This window comes from Luteimonas flava (assembly GCF_036584485.1).
Lineage (GTDB): Bacteria > Pseudomonadota > Gammaproteobacteria > Xanthomonadales > Xanthomonadaceae > Luteimonas > Luteimonas flava.
In genome coordinates, this window is the sequence record NZ_JAZHBM010000002.1 from 957,267 (window position 1) to 979,605 (window position 22,339).

The 22,339-nt window shown below is 69.0% G+C and carries 18 protein-coding genes; 13 read left to right on the top strand and 5 right to left on the bottom strand.

Going from position 1 to position 22,339, the window contains the following annotated elements:
- Window positions 1–70 precede the first annotated feature (70 nt).
- The 4 genes from metX (at window position 71) to V3391_RS11320 (ending at window position 4,327) form a co-directional block, all read left to right on the top strand.
- Entirely contained in the window at window positions 71–1,123 is a 1,053-nt protein-coding gene (metX, locus tag V3391_RS11305) for a homoserine O-succinyltransferase MetX (protein ID WP_332078510.1), read from the top strand.
- Window positions 1,120–2,361 (top strand): O-succinylhomoserine (thiol)-lyase, encoded by a 1,242-nt coding sequence (locus tag V3391_RS11310; protein ID WP_332078511.1) that lies wholly within the window; start codon window positions 1,120–1,122, stop codon window positions 2,359–2,361. Before metX ends, V3391_RS11310 begins: the two co-directional genes overlap by 4 nt.
- Window positions 2,358–3,446 (top strand): homoserine dehydrogenase, encoded by a 1,089-nt coding sequence (locus tag V3391_RS11315; RefSeq protein ID WP_332078512.1) that lies wholly within the window; start codon window positions 2,358–2,360, stop codon window positions 3,444–3,446. The genes V3391_RS11310 and V3391_RS11315 overlap by 4 nt, the downstream gene beginning before the upstream one ends.
- Before the next feature lie 125 nt (window positions 3,447–3,571).
- Window positions 3,572–4,327, top strand: coding sequence for a DUF1521 domain-containing protein (locus tag V3391_RS11320; protein WP_332078513.1), 756 nt, complete (start codon window positions 3,572–3,574; stop codon window positions 4,325–4,327).
- A 55-nt stretch (window positions 4,328–4,382) separates the two neighbouring features.
- On the opposite strand, the gene V3391_RS11325 is transcribed toward V3391_RS11320, so the two are convergent.
- Window positions 4,383–5,078, bottom strand: a complete 696-nt coding sequence (locus V3391_RS11325; RefSeq protein ID WP_332078515.1) for an alpha/beta fold hydrolase — start codon at window positions 5,076–5,078, stop codon at window positions 4,383–4,385.
- Between the two features lie 7 nt (window positions 5,079–5,085).
- Entirely contained in the window at window positions 5,086–6,468 is a 1,383-nt protein-coding gene (locus V3391_RS11330) for an L-serine ammonia-lyase (protein WP_332078517.1), read from the bottom strand.
- Window positions 6,469–6,517: 49 nt separating this feature from the next.
- Between V3391_RS11330 and V3391_RS11335 the strand changes: the two genes are divergently transcribed.
- A complete protein-coding gene (locus V3391_RS11335; protein WP_332078518.1) occupies window positions 6,518–6,754 on the top strand; it encodes a glutaredoxin family protein in 237 nt (78 codons plus the stop codon).
- A gap of 14 nt (window positions 6,755–6,768) precedes the next feature.
- On the opposite strand, the gene V3391_RS11340 is transcribed toward V3391_RS11335, so the two are convergent.
- From V3391_RS11340 to V3391_RS11350, 3 genes are read right to left on the bottom strand one after another with little or no spacing between them, the layout of a single operon-like run.
- Window positions 6,769–7,326: a YceI family protein gene (locus tag V3391_RS11340; RefSeq protein WP_332078519.1), complete on the bottom strand. Its 558-nt coding sequence runs from the start codon at window positions 7,324–7,326 to the stop codon at window positions 6,769–6,771.
- 4 nt (window positions 7,327–7,330) lie between these two features.
- Window positions 7,331–7,915 (bottom strand): cytochrome b, encoded by a 585-nt coding sequence (locus tag V3391_RS11345; protein ID WP_332078520.1) that lies wholly within the window; start codon window positions 7,913–7,915, stop codon window positions 7,331–7,333.
- Window positions 7,912–8,619, bottom strand: coding sequence for a YceI family protein (locus V3391_RS11350; protein ID WP_332078521.1), 708 nt, complete (start codon window positions 8,617–8,619; stop codon window positions 7,912–7,914). The genes V3391_RS11345 and V3391_RS11350 overlap by 4 nt, the downstream gene beginning before the upstream one ends.
- Before the next feature lie 149 nt (window positions 8,620–8,768).
- Here V3391_RS11350 and V3391_RS11355 point away from each other — a divergent pair, with 149 nt between their 5' ends.
- The 8 genes from V3391_RS11355 to V3391_RS11390 all read left to right on the top strand — a co-directional run bounded on the left by V3391_RS11355 (window position 8,769) and on the right by V3391_RS11390 (window position 22,291).
- Window positions 8,769–12,365: a two-component regulator propeller domain-containing protein gene (locus tag V3391_RS11355; RefSeq protein ID WP_332078522.1), complete on the top strand. Its 3,597-nt coding sequence runs from the start codon at window positions 8,769–8,771 to the stop codon at window positions 12,363–12,365.
- A 106-nt stretch (window positions 12,366–12,471) separates the two neighbouring features.
- Window positions 12,472–13,473, top strand: coding sequence for a ligase-associated DNA damage response exonuclease (locus V3391_RS11360; protein WP_332078523.1), 1,002 nt, complete (start codon window positions 12,472–12,474; stop codon window positions 13,471–13,473).
- Window positions 13,474–13,513: 40 nt separating this feature from the next.
- Complete coding sequence (locus V3391_RS11365) at window positions 13,514–15,220, top strand: cisplatin damage response ATP-dependent DNA ligase (protein ID WP_332078524.1); 1,707 nt, start codon at window positions 13,514–13,516, stop codon at window positions 15,218–15,220.
- Between the two features lie 118 nt (window positions 15,221–15,338).
- On the top strand, window positions 15,339–17,792 hold the full coding sequence (locus V3391_RS11370; protein WP_332078740.1) for a ligase-associated DNA damage response DEXH box helicase: 2,454 nt from the start codon (window positions 15,339–15,341) through the stop codon (window positions 17,790–17,792).
- Window positions 17,793–17,799: 7 nt separating this feature from the next.
- Window positions 17,800–18,468, top strand: coding sequence for a ligase-associated DNA damage response endonuclease PdeM (pdeM, locus tag V3391_RS11375; RefSeq protein ID WP_425497253.1), 669 nt, complete (start codon window positions 17,800–17,802; stop codon window positions 18,466–18,468).
- Window positions 18,469–18,610: 142 nt separating this feature from the next.
- Complete coding sequence (locus V3391_RS11380; protein ID WP_332078526.1) at window positions 18,611–19,519, top strand: hypothetical protein; 909 nt, start codon at window positions 18,611–18,613, stop codon at window positions 19,517–19,519.
- Window positions 19,520–19,617: 98 nt separating this feature from the next.
- On the top strand, window positions 19,618–20,244 hold the full coding sequence (locus tag V3391_RS11385) for a hypothetical protein (RefSeq protein WP_332078527.1): 627 nt from the start codon (window positions 19,618–19,620) through the stop codon (window positions 20,242–20,244).
- A gap of 43 nt (window positions 20,245–20,287) precedes the next feature.
- The gene (locus V3391_RS11390; RefSeq protein WP_332078528.1) at window positions 20,288–22,291 is read left to right on the top strand and encodes a flotillin family protein; all 2,004 of its coding nucleotides are present in this window, start codon (window positions 20,288–20,290) and stop codon (window positions 22,289–22,291) included.
- Window positions 22,292–22,339 lie beyond the last annotated feature (48 nt).

Genomic DNA, 22,339 nt, shown 5'->3' on the forward strand with positions numbered 1-22,339 from the left:
TTCCGCCGACAGGCGACTTCCGGTGATTCCCGCGAGACGCGATGGCCCAGTCCATCCGGAATCCCGTGCCATGAGTCTCGTCGACACCGCCACCCGTCCCGAACCCACGCCCGACACGGCGTACGTGCACGCGCTCGCTGCCGATGCGCTGCTCGCGCACGACGTCACCCGCGGCAGCCTCGACGTGCAGCTCGCCACCCGGCATGCCGGCATGCGTCGGGTCACGCTGCGGTATCAGCTGCAGGGCCCGGCCTCGGCGCCGGTGGTGTTCGTCGCCGGCGGCATTTCCGCGCATCGCCATCTGGCGTCGAATGCCGCGCATGCCGAAGCCGGCTGGCTGGAGGAACTGGTCTCACCCGGCCGTACGCTCGATCCGGCGCAGCTGCGCTTGTTGGCCTTCGATTTCGTCGGCGCCGATGGCGCGCTCGATGCGCCGATCGACACGACCGACCAGGCCGATGCGGTCGCCGTGCTGCTCGATGCGCTGGGCATCGCGCGACTGCACGCCTTCGTCGGCTATTCCTACGGCGCACTGGTCGGCCTGCAGTTCGCGGCGCGCCACGCGACCCGCGTGCAGCGGCTGGTCGCGGTCAGCGGTGCGCATCGCGCGCATCCCTATGCGGCCGCCTGGCGCGCGCTGCAGCGGCAGGCCGTCGCGCTGGGCCAGCTGCAGTGCGCCGACGCGCAGGGTCTGTCGCTGGCGCGCCAGTTCGCGATGCTCAGCTACCGCACACCGGAAGAATTCGCCGAGCGCTTCGACGCCGCGCCCGAAGTCGTCAACGGCCGCGTGCGCGTCGCCGCCGAGGACTATCTCGACGCCGCCGGTGCGCGTTACGTCTCGCGCACGCCGGTCACCGCGTGGCTGCGGTTGTCGGAATCCATCGATCTGCACCGCGTCGATCCGCGCGAGATCCGCGTGCCGACGACCGTCGTCGCCGTCGAAGGCGACCGCCTCGTGCCGCTGGCCGATGCGGTGACGCTGCTCGAAGGCCTGGGACCGAACGGCCAGCTGCGCGTGTTGCGCTCGCCCTACGGCCACGACGCCTTCCTCAAAGAAACCGACCGCATCGATGCACTGCTCGCGACCGCGCTGCGTGCCCCCACTTCCGGAGACCCCGCATGAGCATCCACGCCCCGACCGACGCCGCCTGTCAGCCTGCGACCCGCGCCGTGCGCGCCGGCATCGACCGCGATCCGGCCTATGGCGCGGTGACGCCACCGATCGTGCTGTCAAGCAACTTCAGCTTCGCCGGCTTCGGTGAGAAGCGGCAGTACGACTACACCCGCAGCGGCAATCCCACGCGCGATCTGCTTGGCGAAGCGCTGGCCGAACTCGAAGGCGGTGCGGGCGGTGTGATCACGCCGACCGGCATGGCCGCGATCACCCTCGTGCTCAATGCGCTGCTCGAGCCCGGCGATCGTCTGGTCGTGCCGCACGATGCCTACGGCGGCAGCTGGCGTCTGTTCGATGCGCTGGCGCGCAAGGGACACTTCGAACTCGTCACCGCCGATCTCACCGATCCGCGCAGCCTCGCCGACGCGCTGGCCACGCAGCCCAAGCTGGTGCTGGTAGAGACGCCGTCGAACCCGCTACTGCGCATCACCGACCTGCGTTTCGTCATCGAGGCCGCGCATCGGGCCGGCGCACTGGTTGTGGTCGACAACACCTTCCTGTCGCCGGCCCTGCAGCGCCCAATCGAATTCGGCGCCGACGTCGTGCTGCATTCGACGACCAAGTACATCAACGGCCACAGCGATGTCGTCGGCGGCGCGGTGATCGCGCGCGATGCCGAACTGCATGCGCAGCTCGCGTGGTGGGCGAATGCGCTGGGTATCACCGGCTCGCCGTTCGACAGCTTCCTGACCCTGCGCGGTCTGCGCACGCTGGACGCGCGCCTGCGCGTGCACCAGGAGAACACCGCCGGCGTGGTCGCGCTGCTCGACGCGCATCCGGCGGTCGCGCGCGTCCACTATCCGGGTCTGGCCGATCATCCGGGTCACGCGATCGCCGCGCGTCAGCAGTCGGGCTTCGGCGCGATGCTGTCCTTCGAACTCGCCGGCGCGCCCGGTGTGGCGCAGGAAGACGTGGTGCGCGCATTCGTCGCCGGCCTCCAGCAGTTCACCCTGGCCGAATCGCTGGGCGGCGTGGAAAGCCTGATCGCGCATCCGGCGACGATGACGCATGCGGCGATGACGCCGGCGGCGCGCGCAGCGGCCGGCATCTCCGACGGTCTGCTGCGCTTGTCGGTCGGCATCGAGGCGCTGGACGATCTGCTGATCGACATCGAGGCCGGCCTGGCTCGCGCCGCGACCGTGCTGGACGCGGCCACGCGTCCGTCCCGCGCAGGCGTCGAAGCATGAGTACCGTCGTGCAGTTGCGGCAGGGCCGCCGCGCACAACCGCGGCCCGCGCGTCTGGCCTTGCTCGGCACCGGCACGGTCGGCTCGGCGTTCGTCGAACGTTATGCGCGACTCGCCGCGCAGGGCGTGGCGCTGCCCGAGGTCGCGTGGCTGTGCAATTCGCGGACCCAGGTCGGCGGTGGCGACGATCTGCATGCCGCGCTCGCGCAGGCCCGCGCCGCGGCGCGTCGGCGCGCCGGATTCCCGCCGTGGGCAGAAGGCGAAAGCCCGAAGCCGGGCGACATCATCGTCGACGCGACCGCGAGCGAAACCGTCGCCGACTGGCACCCCGAATGGCTGACCCGCGGCGTGCACGTGGTGACTGCGAACAAGCTCGGCACCGGCGGCGATCTCGGTCGCGCGTTGTCGATCGGCGATGCGCGCGCGATCGGCGGCCGCTACGGCGACAGTGCGACGGTCGGCGCCGGCCTGCCGCTGTTGCGCAGCCTCCGCGCACTGATCGACGGCGGCGATCGCATCCACGCGATCGAGGGCGTGCTGTCGGGCTCGCTGGCCTGGCTGTTCGCGCACCACGATGGCAGCCAGCCGTTCTCGGCGCTGGTGCGCCAGGCGAGTGCGGCGGGTTATACCGAGCCGGATCCACGCGTCGATCTGTCTGGCGAGGACGTGCGCCGCAAGCTGCTGATCCTCGCGCGCGCCGCGGGCATCGGATTGCCCGCGCACGAAGTCGTCATCGAATCTCTGGTGCCGGATGTGCTCGCACGCGCCGCGGATGCGGACGTCGATCAGGCGCTGGCCGCACTCGACGACACGCTCGAAGCGCGCCGCGCGGAGGCGACTGCGAACGGTGAGCGCCTGTGCTTTGTCGGCCGTTTCGACGCCGACGGTGCCCGCGTGGGTCTGCGCGCATTGCCGGTCGGCCATCCGCTGTGCGCGGGCAATGGCACCGACAACCGCGTCGCGATCCACAGCGATCGCTACAGCGCGCAGCCGCTGGTGATCCAGGGCCCGGGCGCGGGCGCGGAAGTCACCGCGGCGGCGTTGCTCGACGATGTGCTGAGCATCACCCACGCGCAGGTGGTCTGAAAGCGCCGCAAGTTTCGGAAGTCCCTGACTGGGGCGAACCCTAGATCGGGTGCGCCCCGGTGTTATGAGCGCTGCGCGCGCGCTGGAATGGCGGCATTCAGATTCCATCCAGCCAGGGGCCCACCGTGACCGACAACCTCAGCATCTCCGTCTCGCTCAGCATCAGCGGCCAGCTGCCGGCTGTGCAGAGCGCCGCCAGTACGCAGCGCACCGCCGACGGCCGCGTGCAGTTCGAGAACGAGAACTACCGCATCACCGCCGGCGACAACGACGAAGTCATCGTCTTCAACAAGGGCACCGGCGAGAACTACCGGATCTGGGGCGACCCCCACGTCGAGATCGACGGCAAGCACGCCTTCGATTTCTGGGGCCAGACCACGTTCCAGCTCGACGACGGCACCAAGGTCACGATCGAGACCACGCCTTGGGCGCAGGGCGGCGACGGCGCGACGGTCGCGTCCGTCGTGACGATCACCGACGGCGACTACGGCGTGCAGATCAGCGGCGTGGACAGCAACACCCACGGCGATCTGTCGTTCCAGGAATTCGCCGGCGGCGGCCGCGTGCTCGATGCCGCGGTGCGCGACGGCAACGTGCTACTGGAGAACGAGAACGGCAGCGGCTTCATCGCCGTCGACCGCAACGGAAACCTCCAGAACGTCGACCAGGCCTTCATTCTGGCGACCGACGAACTGAAGAACGGCGGACCGGATTTCCTCGCCCACTTCGCCGAGATCTTCTCGTTCTTCACCGGCCTGATGGCGATCAGCTTCAACGGCGGCCTCGCGCTCGGCAGCGACAATCCCCAGCGCGACCCCGAGCCGACCGCCCAGCCGGCAGCGCCGTGGCAGTTCAGCCTGACGCTGTCGATCAGAGCTTGATCCAGAGATTTCTTCGGACAACAAGTCACCGCTGCGACAGGACAGATGTGCAAGCTCAGTGGTCGGCGCCTGGAAGGCTAGAGACAAATTGCCGGATCGCGGCGGCCGCAGCGCGAGGCTGATGCTGCAGGATGAAATGCGGTCCTTCGAGTTCGACGTACTTCGCGGCAGGCTGAATGCGTCGAATTTCGTCCCAGCTGTGCGATGGAACCAAACGGTCGTGGCGGGCCTGCAGGTAAAAGAGAGGAGCCGTCACATCTGAAAGCGATTCCGTTTCATTGACTCCCAACACTTCGGAAAGGCGGTGGCGCACGACCGAAGCCGTCAGCCCGCGCATCGCGTTCTGTTGGCGAAAGGTCCAGGTTGGTGTCGTCCAGCGCCCCATCATCAGCGGCATCAGCATTTCGAGCGGCGGCATGGGCAACGGCAGTCGGAGTATCGGCCTCAAACGGCGAAGCCGCGGGCGGGGCGATGTCGCGAACGTTGCGCACAGGACAAGCGCGATCAGTCCTTGCGGTCGCAGGGCGGCGATTCGCATTGCCAGTGGTCCAGAGAACGACTCACCAATCAGGAGGAAAGGCGTTTCTCTCGGAAGCCGGTCGAGTGCGAACGGCAACAACGCGTCGTAGCCAAGCAGGGAATCGGACGGAAAGCTGACGACTTCCGCTGCTATGTCGGGCGCGAGCGCCGCGATGAAATCTGTCAGCAGCGCGCCCGAGCCGTCCATGCCAGGGAGAATCAAGGCGCGCATTTCAGCCTCAGCACTCGATGACGTTGACCGCCAGACCGCCGCGCGAGGTTTCCTTGTACTTGTCGCGCATGTCGCGGCCGGTGTCGCGCATCGTGCGGATCACCTTGTCCAGGCTGACCTTGTGCTTGCCGTCGCCGCGGAACGCCATGCGCGAGGCGTTGATCGCCTTGACCGCGCCCATCGCGTTGCGCTCGATGCACGGGATCTGCACCAGGCCGCCGATCGGATCGCAGGTCAGGCCGAGGTTGTGTTCCATGCCGATCTCGGCCGCATTCTCGATCTGGCTCGGCGTGCCGCCGAGCGCGGCGGTCAGGCCGGCGGCGGCCATCGAGCAGGCCACGCCCACCTCGCCCTGGCAGCCGACTTCCGCGCCCGAGATGCTGGCGTTCTCCTTGTAGAGGATGCCGACGGCGGACGCGGTCAGCAGGAAATCGAAGATGCCCTGTTCGGTGGAGTTGGGGCAGAAACGGTCGTAATAGTGCAGCACCGCGGGCAGGATGCCGGCAGCGCCATTGGTCGGCGCGGTGACGACACGGCCACCGGCGGCGTTCTCTTCGTTGACTGCGAGCGCGTAGAGATTCACCCAGTCGAGCACCGTCAGCGGGTCGCGCATGCCGGCTTCGGGCTTGGACGACAGTTCGGCGTGCAGCGCGGGCGCGCGGCGGGTGACGTGCAGGCCGCCGGGCAGGGTGCCGGTCTGGCGGATGCCGCGCGCAACGCAAGACTGCATCGCCGCCCACAGTTCGCGCAGGCCGTCGCGGATCTCGTCCTCGCTGCGCCAGACCTTCTCGTTCTCCAGCATCAGCTTCGCGATGCTCAGGCCGTGGGTGTTCGCCTGCGCGATCAGCTCGTCGCCGCTGGAGAACGGATAGGGCACGTCGGTGGTGTCGGCGACGATGCGGTCTTCGGCCGCTTCGTCCTCATTGACCACGAAGCCGCCGCCGACCGAGTAGTAGTCGCGCGTCGCGATGACCGCGCCGTCGGCGTCGTAGGCGGTGAAGCGCATGCCGTTGGTGTGGAAGGGCAGCTTCTGGCGCTTGTTCATCACGAGATCGGACTTCTCGTCGAATGCGATCTCGTGCGTGCCGCCGAGCCGGATTCGCTTGTCGCCGCGGATGCGGGTCAGGGCATCGGGAATGATGTCGGGGTCGATCTGGTTCGGCATGTGGCCTTCGAGCCCCATCATCACGGCCTTGTCGGTGCCGTGGCCGCGACCGGTCAACGCCAGCGAGCCGAACACCTCGGCGCGGATGCGCGTCACGTCCTGCAGGCGACCGGGCACCTCCAGCCAACGGCGCACGAAACGCGCGCCCGCGCGCATCGGCCCCACGGTGTGCGAGGAACTCGGCCCGATGCCGATCTTGTAGAGGTCGAACGTGCTGACTGCCATGTGGCTATTCTACGGCCCGCGCCTGCATCCAGGCCTGCCGCAACGCGACATGACCGCTCCCACCCTGATCCTGTACCAGCGCGACGACTGCCACCTGTGCGATCTGGCGCTGGACGTGCTCGCCAACGCCGGCGTGCCGGCGTTCGACAGCGTCTTCATCGACGACGATGCGGCACTCGAAGCCCGGTATGGCACGCGGGTTCCGGTGCTGCGCGACCCGCACGACGGTCGTGAGCTCGACTGGCCCTTCGATGCGGATGCGGCGCGGCGCTGGCTGCGCCGCTGACCGCGCCGCGCCGGTTACTTCGCCGGCTGCAGATAGACCCGCGTGCTGACCGCGATCTCGTTCGGGATCGTGCCGGTGTCCGCCCACTCGCCGCCGCCGACGCCGAAATCGAGACGGCGCACGGTCGCGCGGCCCGACAGCAGCGGTCGCGCGCCGTCCGTCCAAGTGAAGGTCAGGGTCACCGGCTTGCGCACGCCGCGCAGCTCCAGCGTGCCGTCGGCGGCGTACTGGCCGTTGCCGAGATCGCGGAAGCCGGTCGCGGTGTAGGTGGCCTGGGCGAACTTCGACGCATCGAAAAACGCGTTGCCGCGCATCTCGGTGTCGTAGTCGGCGTTCTGCGTGGTCGCGGTGACCACCGGAATGGTCACCGCGAGCTTGCCGGCCGCCAGGTTGGCCGGGTCGAAGCTGACCGTCGTGCGGAAGCCGGGGAAGGTGCCGGAGAACGTCTCGCCCTGGTACTTGCCGGCGAAGGCGAGCGAAGAGCCCGGCGCCTGCACGTAATCGGCGGCGAGGGCGGGCAGGGCGAGCGCGGCGGTCAGCGCGCCGAGCGCGAGGGAGCGGATCATGCGCATGTCATCAGTCCTGCAGGGGCGGAGTCGGAGTGCGGGTGCGCAGCCAGCCGCGCGGCAGCATGCGCGCCAGCGTGTCGTCGCGCTGGAAGATGTGGTGGTACAGGGCAGCGGCCGCGTGCAACAAGGCCAGGCCCACCAGCGTCCAGAACAGCAGTTCGTGCACGTTGCCGGCGAGCTGACGCAGGTCCGCGTCCCGCGTCACCAGCGCGGGCAGATTGACCAGCTTGAACCACTGCAGCGGATAGCCGGCGGCGGAATTGAAGGTCCAGCCGCTGAGCGGAATCGCGAACAGCAGGCCGTAGAGCAGCCAGTGAGTGACCGAGGCGACCCGGTCCTGCCAGCGCGGCGTGCCAGGCACCGCGCGCGGTGCGCCGGCATACAGGCGCCACAGCAGCCGCAGGGTGGCAAGCGCGAGGATCGTCAGCCCCAGCGATTTGTGCAGCGCGTAGATCTCGATCTTGGTCGGGCTGTTGCGCATGTCGCCCATGACCAGGCCGAGGATGCCGGTCGTCAGGATCAGCGCGACGACCAGCCAATGCAGCAGCTGGCTGACGCCGCCCCAGCGATCGGGTGGATTGCGCAGCGTCACGGGGTCGGCTCCGTCGGCGGGGGTGCAGGCGCCTCTTCGACAGGCGCGTCGGCCGCCGGCACTTCGGCATCAGGCACGTCGTCCGGGGCATCGGCATCGTCACCTGCGTCCGAACCGCCGCGGCTGCGCGAGGCTTCGACTTCCAGCCGCAGTTCCACGGCGTCGCCGATCACCGATTTCCACGCGTCGATGCCGAACTCGGCGCGGGACAGCGCGGCGGTCGCGGAAAAGCCGACGGTGCGACGGAACGGCGGCAGCGGATACCGCTTGAGCCCGTTGAGCACCACCTGCAACGCGACCTCGCGGGTCTCGCCGCGCAGGGTCAGGTCGCCGTGCACGATCGCGCGCCGCGCGTCGATGGGCTCGATGCGGGTGGAGACGAAAGTCGCGACCGGGTGACGTTCGCCGTCGAGCAGGTTGCGCGCGAGTGTCGCCTGGTTCCATTTCGCATCGCCCAGATCGACGCGCGCGATCGGAATCGACACCGCCACGCGCGCGGTGCTCCAGTCGTCGGGATCGAACACGATCGTGCCGGTGCTGCCCGACACCGTCCCGATCGCCTTCGAAAACCCGGCATGGTCGATCGCGAACTGCACGCGGGTATGCACCGGATCCAGCGTGTACTGCGCCGGCGCGGACCATGCGGGCGTGCTCATACCCAGCAGCAGGCAGGACGGCAGGAGGAACTGGCGCGGCAGTCGCATCGGAGGTCCGGAGGGCAGCGGGGCGGGCGGTCGTGCCGATTCTAGGCGCGGGCCGCCGGTGCAGCGCAACTTGCGGTGGCAACGCAGCGTTGCGAGGATGCCCGTCGGGACGCGCGCTCGACGCGCGGCAGTGCTGTACGGGGAGCGGGATGCGTGTTGCAGGGATGATGCTGGTGTGGCTGTGGTGCTGCCTGTCGGCCGGCGCCGCGTGGGCGCAGAACGGCCCGGTCACCGCCAGCATCCCGCAGCCGCGGCAGATCGGCGTGCTGGATGGGCTGCCGTCGAATCGCGTGAACGCCATCGCCGAAGACAGGCAGGGCTATCTGTGGATCGCCACGCGCGACGGGCTGGCGCGTTACGACGGTGTGGGCTTCCGGGTCTGGCGCGTCGAGGACGGCCTCGGCGACAACTACGTCTGGGCGGTGCACGTCGATGCGCAGGACCGCGTCTGGGTCGGCACGCGGCGGGGTGGCCTGTCGATGCTCGACGCGAAGCGCACCACGTTCACACGTTACAACCACGACACCCACGCCGAGATCGGCGTCGACGACGTCTGGGCCGTGATGTCGACGCCGGATGGGGCGATCTGGTTCGGAACCGCCGAGTCGGGTCTCTACCGGCTCGCGCCCGATGGCGGACTGCGGCGATTCCGATCGGATCCTGACGACCCGCGCAGCCTGCCGGCGGATGGCGTCAGCTACATCGTGCCTGCCGCCGAAGGCGCGCTGTGGATCGGCACGAAGAACGGTGCCGCGCGCTGGAACGGACGCGATTTCGAACCTGTTCCGTCGCCTGCAGAGGCCACCCGCATGGTCAATGGTCTGGTGATCGATACGGCTGGCGATCTGTGGATCGGTGCGCAGGGCGGTGGTGTCGTGCGGCGCGCGGACGGCCGGGTCGAAATGATGCCGGAGGTCGATCCGGTGATGCGTGCGCCCGTGCTGCACATGCTCGTCCAGGATCGCCAGGGCGTGCGCTGGTTCGACACGCGCAGCGGCCTCGCGCGTGAGGTGGAGGGCCGGCTCGATGACGTGCCGCTCTACAGCTTCGCCAGTCGGGGACCCGTGCGACCGTCGTGGTCGTCGGGCTTCCAGGATCGCGAAGGGGGGCTCTGGTTCGCGAGTCTGGATGCGGGGCTTTGGTACCTCCCGGCGAACTGGCGCAATTTCACCGTGTTGCAGCGCCGCGTGCTGGACCCGACCACACCTGCGAATGCGTTCGTGCATGGGGTCGCACGGGCTGCCGACGGAGGCTTCTGGCTTGTCGGCAATGGTGGGGTTCTCGATCACCTGGATCCGGTCACGGGCGCCGTCGAACACCGCCTCTCCGAGGTGTGTGGGAGCGAACCAAACCGCAGTGTCCTTGAGACCAACGCCGGTATCGTCTGGATCGGATGCTTCCGGCAACTCGTGCGCTTCGATCCGGCGAGTGGCGATGTGCGGCGCTGGTACCAGGACGATGAGGACGCGCCGGCGCCGAGTGGTCAGCACACCGACAGCATCGTCGAACAGCGTGACGGCACGGTCTGGTTCGCCAGCGACCACGAGGTGCAGGCGCGCGCCCCGGATGGACGTCTGATCGAATCGATCCGGGCAGGCGATGGCCACGGCATTCCGTCGCTGGCGCGGCCGATGACCATCGCGCAGGCGCCTGACGGCAGCGTCTGGCTCGCCACCACACGCGGCATCTACGCGTGGAAGACCGGCACCCGCACCTTCGAACCCGTGCCCGGCGCACCCCAGCGCACGATCAGTGCGATCACCCAGCAGGGAGCGAACACCGTCTGGCTGGCGGGTCCGGGGACACTTGAGGCCTACCATTGGAATGGCGCGCTGCTGACCCGGCAACTCGCCTTCGGTCGTGCGAACGGACTGCCGCAGGTGATGCCTGGCGGTGTCGCCGTCGACGCCAGCGGTACGGTGTGGATCACCACCGTGCGTGGACTGGTGCGTCTGGATCCAACGACATCCCGCATCCGCGTCTACGGCGTGCACGACGGCTTGCCCAGCCAGGAATTCAGCGAACAGCACATCGGTGTATCACGCGATGGCCACTTCGCGGTGGGAACCGGCGAGGGGCTGTTGCTGTTTCATCCAGCCGACGTGCATCGACGCGACGAGACGCCGCCACTGGTGATCGAGTCGATCGATCTGCGCCGCGACGACGATGAGCTCGAGCTTGCGCCCTCGGGCCCGATCGAGCTGCGTCACGGCGACCGGGATCTGCGCGTGGTCGCGCGCCTGCTGTCGTTCACGGATGCGCATGCCCATCACTATCGATTCCGTCTGGACGGCTACGAGTCGGAATGGGTGGATGCGGACGTCACCGCGGAACGTGTGTTCCCGCGGCTCGAGCCCGGGCGGTACACCCTCCACGTGGAAGCGCGGACGGAAGACGGCGAGTGGACCACACTGGCCCCGCTGACCATTCGCCAGGCGCCGCCGTGGTGGCGCACGATCTGGGCGCTGCTGGGATTGCTGCTGCTCGCAGGTGTCGTGCTGTGGTGGGTGGCCCGCGCCTACCGGACGCGCCTCAAGCGCCGCCATGCCTGGCAACTCGCCGAGGACAAGCGCAGCCTCGCCGAGCAGGCCTCCCTCGCGAAAACGCGCTTTCTCGCCACGCTGGGCCACGAGGTCCGCACACCGATGACCGGCGTGCTGGGCATGAGCGAGCTGCTGCTCCACACCTCTCTCGATCCACGCCAGCGCGGCTACGCCGAATCGATCCGGCGCGCGGGTGATCACCTGATGCGTCTGGTCAACGACGCACTCGATCTCGCCCGCATCGAAGCCGGCAGGCTCGAGCTCGATCCCCAGCCGTTCGAGGTCGCGCGGCTGGCGCAGGACGTCGTCGCGATGTGCGCGCCGATCGCGCGACAGAAGTCGCTGGGCTTCGACGTGGTCATCGACCCGTCCGTGCCGGCGTGGGTGCTCGGCGATCCCGGGCGCGTGCGCCAGATCCTGCTCAATCTGCTGGGCAACGCGGTCAAGTTCACCGAGACCGGCCGGGTCGGGCTGCATGTGGACGTCGATTCCGCCGGGGCGCTGTGTTTCGTCGTCACCGACACGGGGCCGGGCCTGAGCAACGAGCAGCGCGAGCGCCTGTTCCGACGGTTCGAACAGGCCGAAGGTGCGCGCACTGCATCGCGCTACGGCGGCAGCGGGCTCGGGCTGGCCATCAGCCAGGAGCTGTCGGCGACGATGGGCGGGCACATCGAGGTCGAGAGCACGCCGGGGGAAGGCACCCGTTTCCGCGTGATCCTGCCGCTGCCGGTGGTGACCGATCCGCCGCATCCGCAGATCGAATCGGGCGTCGAACGCATCACCTCCGCGGTCGGCCTGGAGATCCTGCTGGTCGAGGACGACCAGACCGTGTCCGAAGTGATCGCCGGACTGCTGCAGTCGCAGGGCCACGAGGTGGTGCACGTGATGCACGGCCTCGGCGCACTGTCGGAGATCGCCACGCGCAGCTTCGATCTGGCGCTGCTCGATCTCGACCTGCCCGGCATCGACGGTCTGACCCTCGCCGGCATGATGCGCGCACACGGGTTCGTCCAGCCGATGATCGCGGTCACGGCGCGGGCCGATGCCGATGCCGAGGCCGCGGCGCATGTCGCCGGTTTCGACGGCTTCCTGCGCAAGCCGCTGACCGGCGAGATGCTGTCCGACACCCTGGCGTGGACCTGGCGCCCCACGCGCGACGACGACGAGCCCGATGCCGAACTCTCCGGCTACGACGCGCGCTGATCCCCGCTGAACCGCAGCAGGAGACGCGCGCCGGCGTCTCATATCCCGCGACGGCGCGGTTGCAGGCTTGCCGCCTCGTGCACAAGCCGCTACCCAGACTGCGCCCATGGCCGTCGCGTCCAACGATCTGATCCAGCTGCGCCCGGAAGGGCTGTACTGCCCGGCAGGCGATTTCCATATCGACCCGTGGCGCCCGGTGCCGCGCGCGGTGATCACGCACGGGCACGGCGATCACGCCCGGACCGGCATGGGCGCGTATCACACGACCCGGATCGGTCTGCCGATCCTCGAATGGCGGCTCGGCGAGCAGATCTATGCGGCACACGAATACGGCGCGCCGTTCCAGATGGGCAATGCCACCGTGTCGCTGCATCCGGCGGGCCACGTGCTGGGATCGGCGCAGGTGCGCGTCGAGGTCGACGGCGAAGTCTGGGTCGCCTCGGGCGACTACAAGCGCCAGCACGATCCGACCTGTGACCCGTTCGAGGTCGTGCGCTGCGACACCTTCATCACCGAGGCGACGTTCGGGCTGCCGGTCTATCGCTGGCCGGACACGTCCGAAGTCGCCCGCGACATCGTCGCCTGGCGCGACCACTGCGCCGAACGCGGCGAGGCGGCGATTCTCTACTGCTACGCGCTGGGCAAGGCGCAGCGCGTGCTGGCCGAACTCGCGGTGCATACCGACGAGCCTGTGCTGTTGCATGGCGCCGTCGCGACCGGCGTCGAGGTGTATCGCCGCGCCGGCGTGTCGCTGATCGACACATTGCCGGTGGCCGATACCGACAAGGCTGCCGACTTCGCCGGCAAGCTCGTCCTCGCGCCGCCATCCGCTGCGGGCAGTTCGTGGATCCGCCGCTTCCGCCGCGCGCAGCAGGGTTTCGCCTCCGGCTGGATGCAGATCCGCGGCAACCGCCGCCGCCGCAATTACGACCGCGGCTTCGTGGTGTCCGATCACGCCGACTGGCCGGACCTGATGCGCACCGTGCGCGAAACCGGCGCCTCGCGCGTGATCGCCACGCATGGCAACACCGACGCGATCATCCGCGCGCTGCGCGAGGACGGCATCGCGGCCGAAGCCTTCCGGACGGATTTCGGAGGCGAGGAATGACGGCGCTTCGCAAGGCGTCCGCCGCGCTGGAGCGGCGGGCATGAAGCGCTTCGCGCAGCTGTATCGCGAGCTCGACCAGAGCACTGCCACGCTCGACAAGCGCGCGGCGTTGATCCGCTATTTCCGCGAGGCGCCGCCGCGCGATGCAGCATGGGCGCTGTATCTGCTGTCGGGCGGCAAGGTCGCCAGTGCGCGCAAGAAGATCGCCAACACGCGCGAACTGCGTGAGTGGATCGCGGTCGAGTCGGGCACGCCGGACTGGCTGGTCGACGACAGCTACGACCAGGTCGGCGATCTGGGCGAGACGCTGGCGCTGCTGCTGGGCGATCCGGCCGAGGCGTCGCCGGACGTCGCGCTCGCGGACTGGATCGAAACGCGCTTGCTGCCGGTCGCCAACAAGGACGTCGAGATCCGTCGCGCCGTCATCGTCGAGGCTTGGCGCACGCTGCGGTTCGACGAGCGCCTGCTGTTCAACAAACTGCTGACCGGCGCGCTGCGCGTCGGTGTGTCGCAGCGGCTGGTGCAGCAGGCACTGGCCGAGCTGACCGGCATCGACATCGCACGCCTTGCGCAACGCATGCTCGGCAGCTGGGCACCGACACCGGAGTTCCTGCGCGATCTGCTGTCGCCGGAAGAACTGCCCGGCGATCGCCAGCAGCCGTATCCGTTCTTTCTCGCCTCGCCGCTGGAGTCCGCATTGCGCGCGGAAGCGGGTCTACCCGATGCGGAGCCGGTCGAAGACGACGCGCCGACGGTCGCGCCCGACATCATTGCGCTCGCCAACGATCCCGATGCGGTCGCGCGCGCGCTCGGACCGATCGAGGACTGGCTGCTCGAATGGAAGTGGGACGGCATCCGGCTGCAGCTGTTGCGCCGCGATGGCGAGGTCGCGCTGTGGTCGCGCGGCGAGGAGCGTCTGGATGGGCGCTTCCCGGAAATCGAAGCGGCCGCGATGGCCTTGCCCGACGGCGTGGTGCTCGACGGCGAACTGCTGGCCTGGCGCCCGGACGACGAGGCGCCGCTGCCGTTCACCGCCTTGCAGACGCGCATCCAGCGGCTCAAACCCGGACCGAAGACGCTGGCCGACACGCCGGTGCGCCTGCAGGTCTACGACCTGCTCGAACGCGACGGCGAGGACTGGCGCGCCCGTCCGCAGTTTGAGCGCCGCGCGGCACTGGAGACCCTGATCACAGCGCACGGCGATCCGCGCATCGTCGTGTCGCCACGCGTCGACGTCGCCGACTGGTCGTCGGCGGCCCAGCTGCGCGAGGAGGCGCGCGATCGCGGCGTCGAAGGCCTGATGCTCAAGCGCGCGAGTGCGCCGTACCAGACCGGTCGGCGTCGCGGCGACTGGTGGAAGTGGAAGATCGATCCGCTGACCATCGATGCGGTGCTGCTTTACGCCCAGGCCGGGCATGGTCGTCGCAGCACGCTCTATACCGACTACACGTTCGGCCTGTGGGACGGCGACATGCTGGTGCCGGTGGCGAAGGCGTATTCCGGTCTCGACGACAGCGAGATCCTCGCGCTCGACAAGTGGATCCGCGCGCACACGCTGGAACGCTTCGGGCCGGTGCGCTCGGTGCGCGCGCACCACGTGTTCGAACTCGGCTTCGAAGCGGTCAATGTGTCGAAGCGGCACAAGTCCGGCATCGCGGTGCGGTTCCCGCGCATTCTGCGCTGGCGCCACGACAAGCCGATGGCCGAGGCCGACCGGCTGGACACCTTGAAGGCACTGGCGCGATGACGTGCGTGTGTGGGCGCGCGCTTGCGCGCGAAGAGGATGTATCGGGAGTGTTCCATCGCGCGCAAGCGCGCTCCCACGGGAACAGCCGGTGAAGCGTCTGCGCGGCCCCGACGCGCCGATGCGCGCATGGTTCGAAGCGCAGGGCTGGACTGCCGCGCCGTTCCAGCGCGAAGTCTGGAAGCGCTATCTCGCCGGCGAGTCCGGCCTGCTGCAGACACCAACCGGCAGCGGCAAGACGCTGGCCGCGATCGGCGGCCCGCTGCTCGAAGCAGTCGCGTCGGCGCCGCGTGCCGAAGCACCATCGAAATCACGCAAGCGACCTGTGACGCGTCCGCCCGGCAGCCTCAAGGTGCTGTGGATCACGCCGCTGCGTGCGCTCGCGGTCGACACCACGCGCGCACTGCGGGCGCCGATCGAAGCGCTGGGGCTGGACTGGGTGGTGGCGATGCGCACAGGGGACGCGAGCGCGCGCGACCGGCGTCTCGCGCGCAGCGGCCAGGCCGACGTGCTGGTCACCACGCCCGAATCGCTGTCGTTGCTGCAGTCCTATGCCGACATGGCGCCGCAGTTGTCACAGCTGCAGTGCGTGGTCGTCGACGAGTGGCACGAACTGCTCGGCAACAAGCGCGGCGTGCTGCTGCAGCTGGCGCTCGCGCGCCTGCGTCGCCTGAATCCTGCGCTACGGATCTGGGGTGTGTCGGCGACGCTCGGCAATCTAGATGAAGCGCGCGACGCACTGCTGCCGCATCTGCCGGAAGCGCCGCTGGTCGCCGGCGTCGCGCCCAAGCGCTTCACCCTCGACACCCTGTTGCCCGGCGAGGACGAACGGTTCCCGTGGGGCGGTCATCTCGGTCTGGCGCAGTTGCCGCGCGTGCTCGAACGGCTGATGGCCGAGCGCACCAGTCTGCTGTTCGCCAATACGCGATCGCAGGCCGAGTTGTGGCATCGCGCCTTGAATGCCGTGTGGCCGGAAGCGCCCGAAACCCTGGCGCTGCACCATGGTTCGCTCGATCCCAAGCTGCGCGCGGCGGCGGAAGAGGGCCTGCGCCACGGCAGCATCCGCTGCGTGGTGGCCACGTCGAGTCTCGATCTGGGCGTCGATTTCCCCGCGGTCGACCAGGTGCTGCAGATCGGCAGCCCGAAGGGCGTCTCGCGTCTGCTGCAGCGTGCCGGTCGTGCGCGGCATCGTCCCGGCGAAGCCGGGCACGTGGTCTGCGTGCCGACGCATGCGCTGGAACTCGTCGAATACGCCGCCGCGCGCGCGGCGGTCGCGGCCGGCACCATCGAATCGAGGCCGCCGCCGGTGCTCAGTCTCGACGTACTGGCCCAGCATTGCGTCACGCTGGCGCTCGGCGGCGGCTTCGAGGCCGACGCGCTGCTCGCGGAGGTGCGCGACACCCACGCCTTCCGCGCGCTCGACGACACCGCCTGGCGCGCGGTGCTCGACTTCATCGTGCAGGGCGGCACCGCGCTCGCGCACTATCCCGAGTTCCGCCGCGTCGTGCGCGACGAGGCGGGCGTCTACCGCGTCGACGACCGCCGCATCGCGCTGCGCCATCGCCTGTCGATCGGCACGATCGCCAGCGACGGCTCGGTGCGGGTGAAGCTGATGCGGGGCGGCGGTCTGGGTTCGGTGGAAGAGAGCTTCATCGGCCGGCTGCGACCGCGCGACAAATTCCAGTTCGCCGGACGCACGTTGGAACTCGTACGGCTGGAGGACATGACCGCGTACGTGCGCGTGGCGAAGTCCGGCAGCGGCACCGTGCCGAAATGGTCGGGCGGGCGCATGGCGCTGTCGGGCACGCTGGCGCACGAGGTCGAGCGGCTGTTCGAAGCACCGCGCGACGTGCCCGAGTTGCGCGCGATCGGGCGCCTGCTCGATTTGCAGCATCGCCTGTCGGCGTTGCCGGCGTCGGGCCGTCTGCTGGTGGAATGGATCCACGTGCGCGGCGGCCGGCATCTGTTCCTGTATCCCTTCGCCGGCCGTCAGGTCCACGAAGGGCTGGCCGCGCTGTGGTCGCTGCGTTGGGGGCGCAGGCACCCCAACAGCTTCACGTTCGCGGCCAACGATTACGGACTGGTGCTGTCGCCCGCGCAGGATGTCGAGCTCGACGCCGACGACATCGCCGCGTTGCTGACGCCCGAATCCCTGCTCGAGGATCTGCGCGAGAGCCTCAACCTCGCCGAACTCGCACGTCGCCAGTTCCGCGACATCGCCCGGGTCGCCGGCCTGCTGCCACCGTCGCTGCCGGGACGCGCGCCGCGCTCGATGCGCCAGCTGCAGGCGTCGAGTGGCCTGCTGTTCGACGTGCTGCGCCGGCACGATCCCGACCACATGCTGCTGGCGCTGGCGGAGCGCGAAGTCTTCGCCGCGCAGCTCGAAGTCGTGCGCCTGCGCGAAACGCTGGAAGACTGCAGTGGCCGCACGCTCGCGCTGCATGCGCTGAAGACGTTCACCCCGATGTCGTTCCCGCTGTGGGCCGAGTCGCTGCGTGGACAGCTCAGCACCGAGGACTGGCGCACCCGCGTGCAGCGCGCCGCGGCGCAGCTGGAGAAGCGCAATCGTGGTTGAGACCGCGGTGCCCGGCAGTCTCGCCATCACGCTGGCCGGCGAATCGCTGGTGCTGCTGCCCGATCGCGCGCTGTGGTGGCCACGGATGTCGCTGCTCGCGATCGCCGATCTGCATCTGGGCAAGGGTGACCATTTCCGCCGCGCGGGGATCGCCTTGCCGAAGGGCGGCACCGCGCACGATCTCGACAGGCTCGACGCGTTGCTGGCGCAGACCCGGGTCACGCGTCTGCTGGTGCTGGGCGATCTGCTGCACGCGGCCGTGCACGATGCGCACTGGCGCGATGCGTGGATGCACTGGCGCGCGGGCCGGCAGGCGCTGTCGGTGGAACTGGTCGGCGGCAACCACGATCGCGCGCTGACCGCGCGTCCAAGCGTCGCCGATACGCTCGGTATCCACCTGCATGGACACACGCTGGCGTTCGCGCCGTTCCTGTTCGTCCACGATCCTGCGCATGGCGCGGACACCGCGGACACCGCGGGCTACCGGCTCGGTGGCCATCTGCATCCCGTCGTCCGGCTGCCGGGCGTGCCGCGCCTGCCGGCGTTCCTGTTCGGCGAATCCGCCGGCGTGCTGCCGGCCTTCACCGCCTTCGCCGGCGGCTGGCGCGTCGATCGCGAGCCCGGCACGCGCCTGTTCGCCTGCGCGCCGGATGTGGTGGTCGACGTCTCTGGCTAGCTGCGCGCGCTCGCACGCCGGTGCCCGGCAGATCCGGAGGCGACATGGACACCGCACGCCCCGATCCGGTTAGCATCGCCACAGGACAGGGGAGGTCTGCATGGCACCGGATCGGGCTCGGACGGGTTCACGTGTATTCGTATTGGCGTGTCTGGCGCTGCTGGCCACGGGCGCGCTTCCGGGGACCGTCATCGCAGCCGATGACGTCGCACCGACGCCGCTGCTCGGCGGTTATCTGCGCGAAACCCGCATCGTCTATCCGTTGACCGTGCAGGGCTGGGAGGCACAGGGTGAAAAGCGCTACGAGCAGCCCGAGCTCGGCGTGTCGGTGCGCTACGCGCAGGATGCGATGCCCGGCTGGATCGACGTGTTCTTCTATCCGGTCGGCGAGGCCGACGCTGCAGTGCTCGATACGCACATGCGGGGATCCATCGCGGACATCGGCACGCTGGTCGGGCGGCAGGATGTCGTCGCGGTCCACTTCGATGCGACGCGTGCGCGTCGCATCGCATTGCAGGGGGTCGAGCCCGAGAGCGCCGATGGCGAGGTCCGGACCGCGTCCGGCTGGATCGAGCGTGCATCGGGCCGTTACGACACCGCGATGACGATCGGACTGCGCCAGCTTCACTTCATCAAGGGCCGGTACTCGCGCCCTGCGGATGCCGGTGGTGTTCCAGTCGGCGATCTGCTCGACGCGTTCGTGGGCGCACTGTTCGCGGACGTCGGGATACAGAGCACGGGCGACTGCGCACGCGCGCTGCCGATCAACGTGATCGCAGCCGGACAGGCCCCGTCGGATGCTGCGGTCGACGGGGGCGATGACGATGCGCGCCGTGCGGTGCTCACGCCGGATGGCCGCGTCGTGGCGGCTGATGGCGATGCGCCCATGACGCAGGCGCTCGCCGAACTGGGCGCTGTGATGCGCCGGCAACGGTTTCCCGGCTGCGTCGGCGCAACACCCGTCGAACCGCACGTGCCCGAGGGCCATCGCGAAATCCGCATCGAGTATCGAGCGCCGTCGCCGTCGCGCGCACTGGTGTCCATCGACTGAACCCGCGATGGCGCCGCGCCCTGCCGCGCTGGCATGATAGGACCGATGGATGGGGTGGGGCCGCGCACGCGGCCCGCAACAGGGAGCGGGAACCGGGGATGGCGGAATTCGTGCATACGGCGCTGGGCTTTCCCACGCTGGTCTACAGCATCGTGCTGGCGTTCTGCACGATCTACTGGCTGCTCGCGGCCACCGGTCTCGTGGACCTCGATCTCGACGGTCTCGATGCCGTCGAACTCGGCGAAACCAACGGTCTGGCCGGCATGCTCGGGCGCTTCGGGCTGGACCGGCTGCCGTTGATGCTGGTCGTCACCCTCGTGGCCTTCTTCGCCTGGTTCCTGACCTATTTCGTGCATCTGTTCGTGCTCGGACAGTTCGCCGGCTGGCTGCGCTGGCTGGTCGGCAGTGGCGTCGCGCTGGTCGCGTTCGTCGCGTCGGTGTTCATCGCGTCGGCCGTTCTGCGCCCGGTGCGTCTATGGCTGCTGGCAAGGCGCACACCGGCGCAGCAGTCGCTGCTCGGACAGGTCGCGGTGGTACGCACGCCGCTGGTGTCCGAACACGTCGGCATGGCCGATGTCGACAATGGCGGTGCCGGCCTGATCCTGCAGGTGCGCGCCGATGCGGGCACCGATCTGCGCCGCGGCGACCGCGTGGTACTCGTCGACTTCGACGCCGCCACGCATGCCTGGCGCGTGCTGCCCGAAACCCGGTACCGAACCCTTTGATCCCTCGGCCCGCGTCCGCGGGTCTCATGTGCAAGGAGCTGCAATGAGCGTTGCCACGATCGCCCCTTTCCTGATCGGCCTGGGGGTGCTGCTGGTCGCCCTGCTGGGCATCGCGGGCCTGTTCAAGGCCTTCTACAAGAAGGTCGACCAGGGCACCGCGCTGATCGTCAACGACATGAGCGCGACGCCGAAGGTGCACTTCACCGGTGCGCTGATCATCCCGGTGCTCTACCGCGCCGAGCACATGAAGATCAGCCTGATCACGCTGCAGATCGACCGCCGCGGCAAGGAAGGCCTGATCTGCCGTGACAACATGCGCGCCGACATCGCGGTCGCGTTCTACCTGCGCGTCAACGAGACCCAGGCCGACGTGCTGCGCGTGGCCAAGGCGCTCGGCGCCGACCGTGCGTCGGACAAGCACGCCGTCGACGAGCTGTTCAACGCCAAGTTCTCCGAGGCATTGAAGACGGTCGGCAAGAAGTTCGACTTCACCGATCTGTTCGAGAAGCGCCAGGAATTCCGCGACGAGATCATCGCGGTGATCGGCAACGACCTCAACGGCTATGTGCTGGAAGACGTCGCGATCGACTATCTCGAGCAGACACCGAAGCACGTGCTCGATCCGCACAACATCCTCGACGCCGAAGGCATCCGCAAGATCACCGAGCTGACCGCGTCGCAGAACGTGGTCACCAACGAGCTCGAGCAGAACGAGCGCCTGGCGATCACCAAGAAGAACGTCGAGACCCGCGAAGCCACGCTCGCGCTGGAACGCCAGCAGGCCGAGGCCGAGGCGCGGCAGAAGCGCGAGATCGAGACCATCCAGGCCCGCGAGACCGCCGAGACGCAGAAGGTGCAGGAAGAGCAGCGCCAGCTTTCGGAGAACGCGCGCATCGAGGCGCAGCAGCTGATCGACATCCGCGAGGAGAACCGCCTGCGCGAAGTCGAAGTCGCCACCCAGAACCGCCAGCGCGCCGTCGCCATCGAGGCCGAGCGCGTGGAGCGCGCGCGCAAGCTCGAGCAGGTGACGACCGATCGCGAAGTGCAGCTGCAGGGCGTGGAGCGCGACAAGGTGGTCGAGCAGGGCCGCATGGACGTCGCCAACATCACCCGCGAGCGCATCTCGATCGACCGCACCGTCGCGGCCGAAGAAGAACGCATCAAGGAACTGCGCGAAGTCTCCGAGGCCGATCGCCTGAAGCAGGTCACCATCCTCGATGCCGAAGCCAAGGCGCAGGAATCGCTGGTGCGCCAGGTCAAGGAAGCCGAGGCGCGCGAGACCGCGGCCCGTCACCGCGCGGTCGAGATCACCACGCTGGCGCAGGCCGAATTCGATGCGTCCGGCAAGCAGGCCGAGGCCAAGAAGCTGCTCGCCGAAGGCGTGCAGGCCGAGCGCGCCGCGCCGGGTCTGGCCGAAGCGCAGGTCAAGGAAGCGGGTGCGTCGGCGATCGAGAAGGTCGGTATCGCCGAAGCCCGCGTGGTCGATGCGATGGCCGATGCCAACCTCAAGCAGGGCGCCGCCGAGGCCAAGGTGCTGGCCGAGCAGCTGGCCGCACGCGCGCAGGGCGAGGAGCAGATGGGCCGCGCCCGGGCGACGGCGACCGAATCGCTGGGCCTGGCCGAGGCCAGCGTCATCGAGAAGAAGCTCTTCGCCGAGGCCGAAGGTCTGACCAAGAAGTTCGGTGCGATCGACGCGCTCAGCGACACCGCGCGCGGGCACGAGGAGTTCCGCATGACCCTCGACACCAGCCTCAAGCAGGCATTGGCGGCATTCGAGGCCGGCAAGGAAGTATCGAAGGAGAATGCCGAGGTCATCGCGACCGCGTTGCGCAATGCCGACATCGATCTGATCGGCGGCGACGGCGGCATGTTCGAGAACGTGGTCAAGGCCGTTTCGCTGGGGCGCTCCATCGAGGGCCTGACCGAGAAGAGCCCGATCCTGCAGGATCTGCTGCAGCGCTATCTGGGGGTGTCCAGCGGATCGCTGCCCGCTGCGCGCAGCGGCAGTGCGCCGGCGGCTCGCGTCGTCGAGGGCGATCCCGCCTGAACCCGCATGCGGCCCAGGTCGCCATCTCGAACGCTGGGCGCGCCTTGA

What these genes read in the sequence shown, in the direction of transcription:
- V3391_RS11335 (WP_332078518.1), top strand. Translation starts at nt 6,518, where the DNA reads ATGACCGCTCCCACCCTGATCCTGTACCAGCGCGACGACTGCCACCTG.
- metX (WP_332078510.1), top strand. Translation starts at nt 71, where the DNA reads ATGAGTCTCGTCGACACCGCCACCCGTCCCGAACCCACGCCCGACACG.
- V3391_RS11365 (WP_332078524.1), top strand. Translation starts at nt 13,514, where the DNA reads ATGAAGCGCTTCGCGCAGCTGTATCGCGAGCTCGACCAGAGCACTGCC.
- V3391_RS11385 (WP_332078527.1), top strand. Translation starts at nt 19,618, where the DNA reads ATGGCGGAATTCGTGCATACGGCGCTGGGCTTTCCCACGCTGGTCTAC.
- V3391_RS11360 (WP_332078523.1), top strand. Translation starts at nt 12,472, where the DNA reads ATGGCCGTCGCGTCCAACGATCTGATCCAGCTGCGCCCGGAAGGGCTG.
- V3391_RS11310 (WP_332078511.1), top strand. Translation starts at nt 1,120, where the DNA reads ATGAGCATCCACGCCCCGACCGACGCCGCCTGTCAGCCTGCGACCCGC.
- V3391_RS11330 (WP_332078517.1), bottom strand. Translation starts at nt 6,468, where the DNA reads ATGGCAGTCAGCACGTTCGACCTCTACAAGATCGGCATCGGGCCGAGT.
- V3391_RS11315 (WP_332078512.1), top strand. Translation starts at nt 2,358, where the DNA reads ATGAGTACCGTCGTGCAGTTGCGGCAGGGCCGCCGCGCACAACCGCGG.
- V3391_RS11325 (WP_332078515.1), bottom strand. Translation starts at nt 5,078, where the DNA reads ATGCGCGCCTTGATTCTCCCTGGCATGGACGGCTCGGGCGCGCTGCTG.
- V3391_RS11390 (WP_332078528.1), top strand. Translation starts at nt 20,288, where the DNA reads ATGAGCGTTGCCACGATCGCCCCTTTCCTGATCGGCCTGGGGGTGCTG.
- V3391_RS11355 (WP_332078522.1), top strand. Translation starts at nt 8,769, where the DNA reads ATGCGTGTTGCAGGGATGATGCTGGTGTGGCTGTGGTGCTGCCTGTCG.
- V3391_RS11340 (WP_332078519.1), bottom strand. Translation starts at nt 7,326, where the DNA reads ATGCGCATGATCCGCTCCCTCGCGCTCGGCGCGCTGACCGCCGCGCTC.
- V3391_RS11350 (WP_332078521.1), bottom strand. Translation starts at nt 8,619, where the DNA reads ATGCGACTGCCGCGCCAGTTCCTCCTGCCGTCCTGCCTGCTGCTGGGT.
- V3391_RS11370 (WP_332078740.1), top strand. Translation starts at nt 15,339, where the DNA reads ATGCGCGCATGGTTCGAAGCGCAGGGCTGGACTGCCGCGCCGTTCCAG.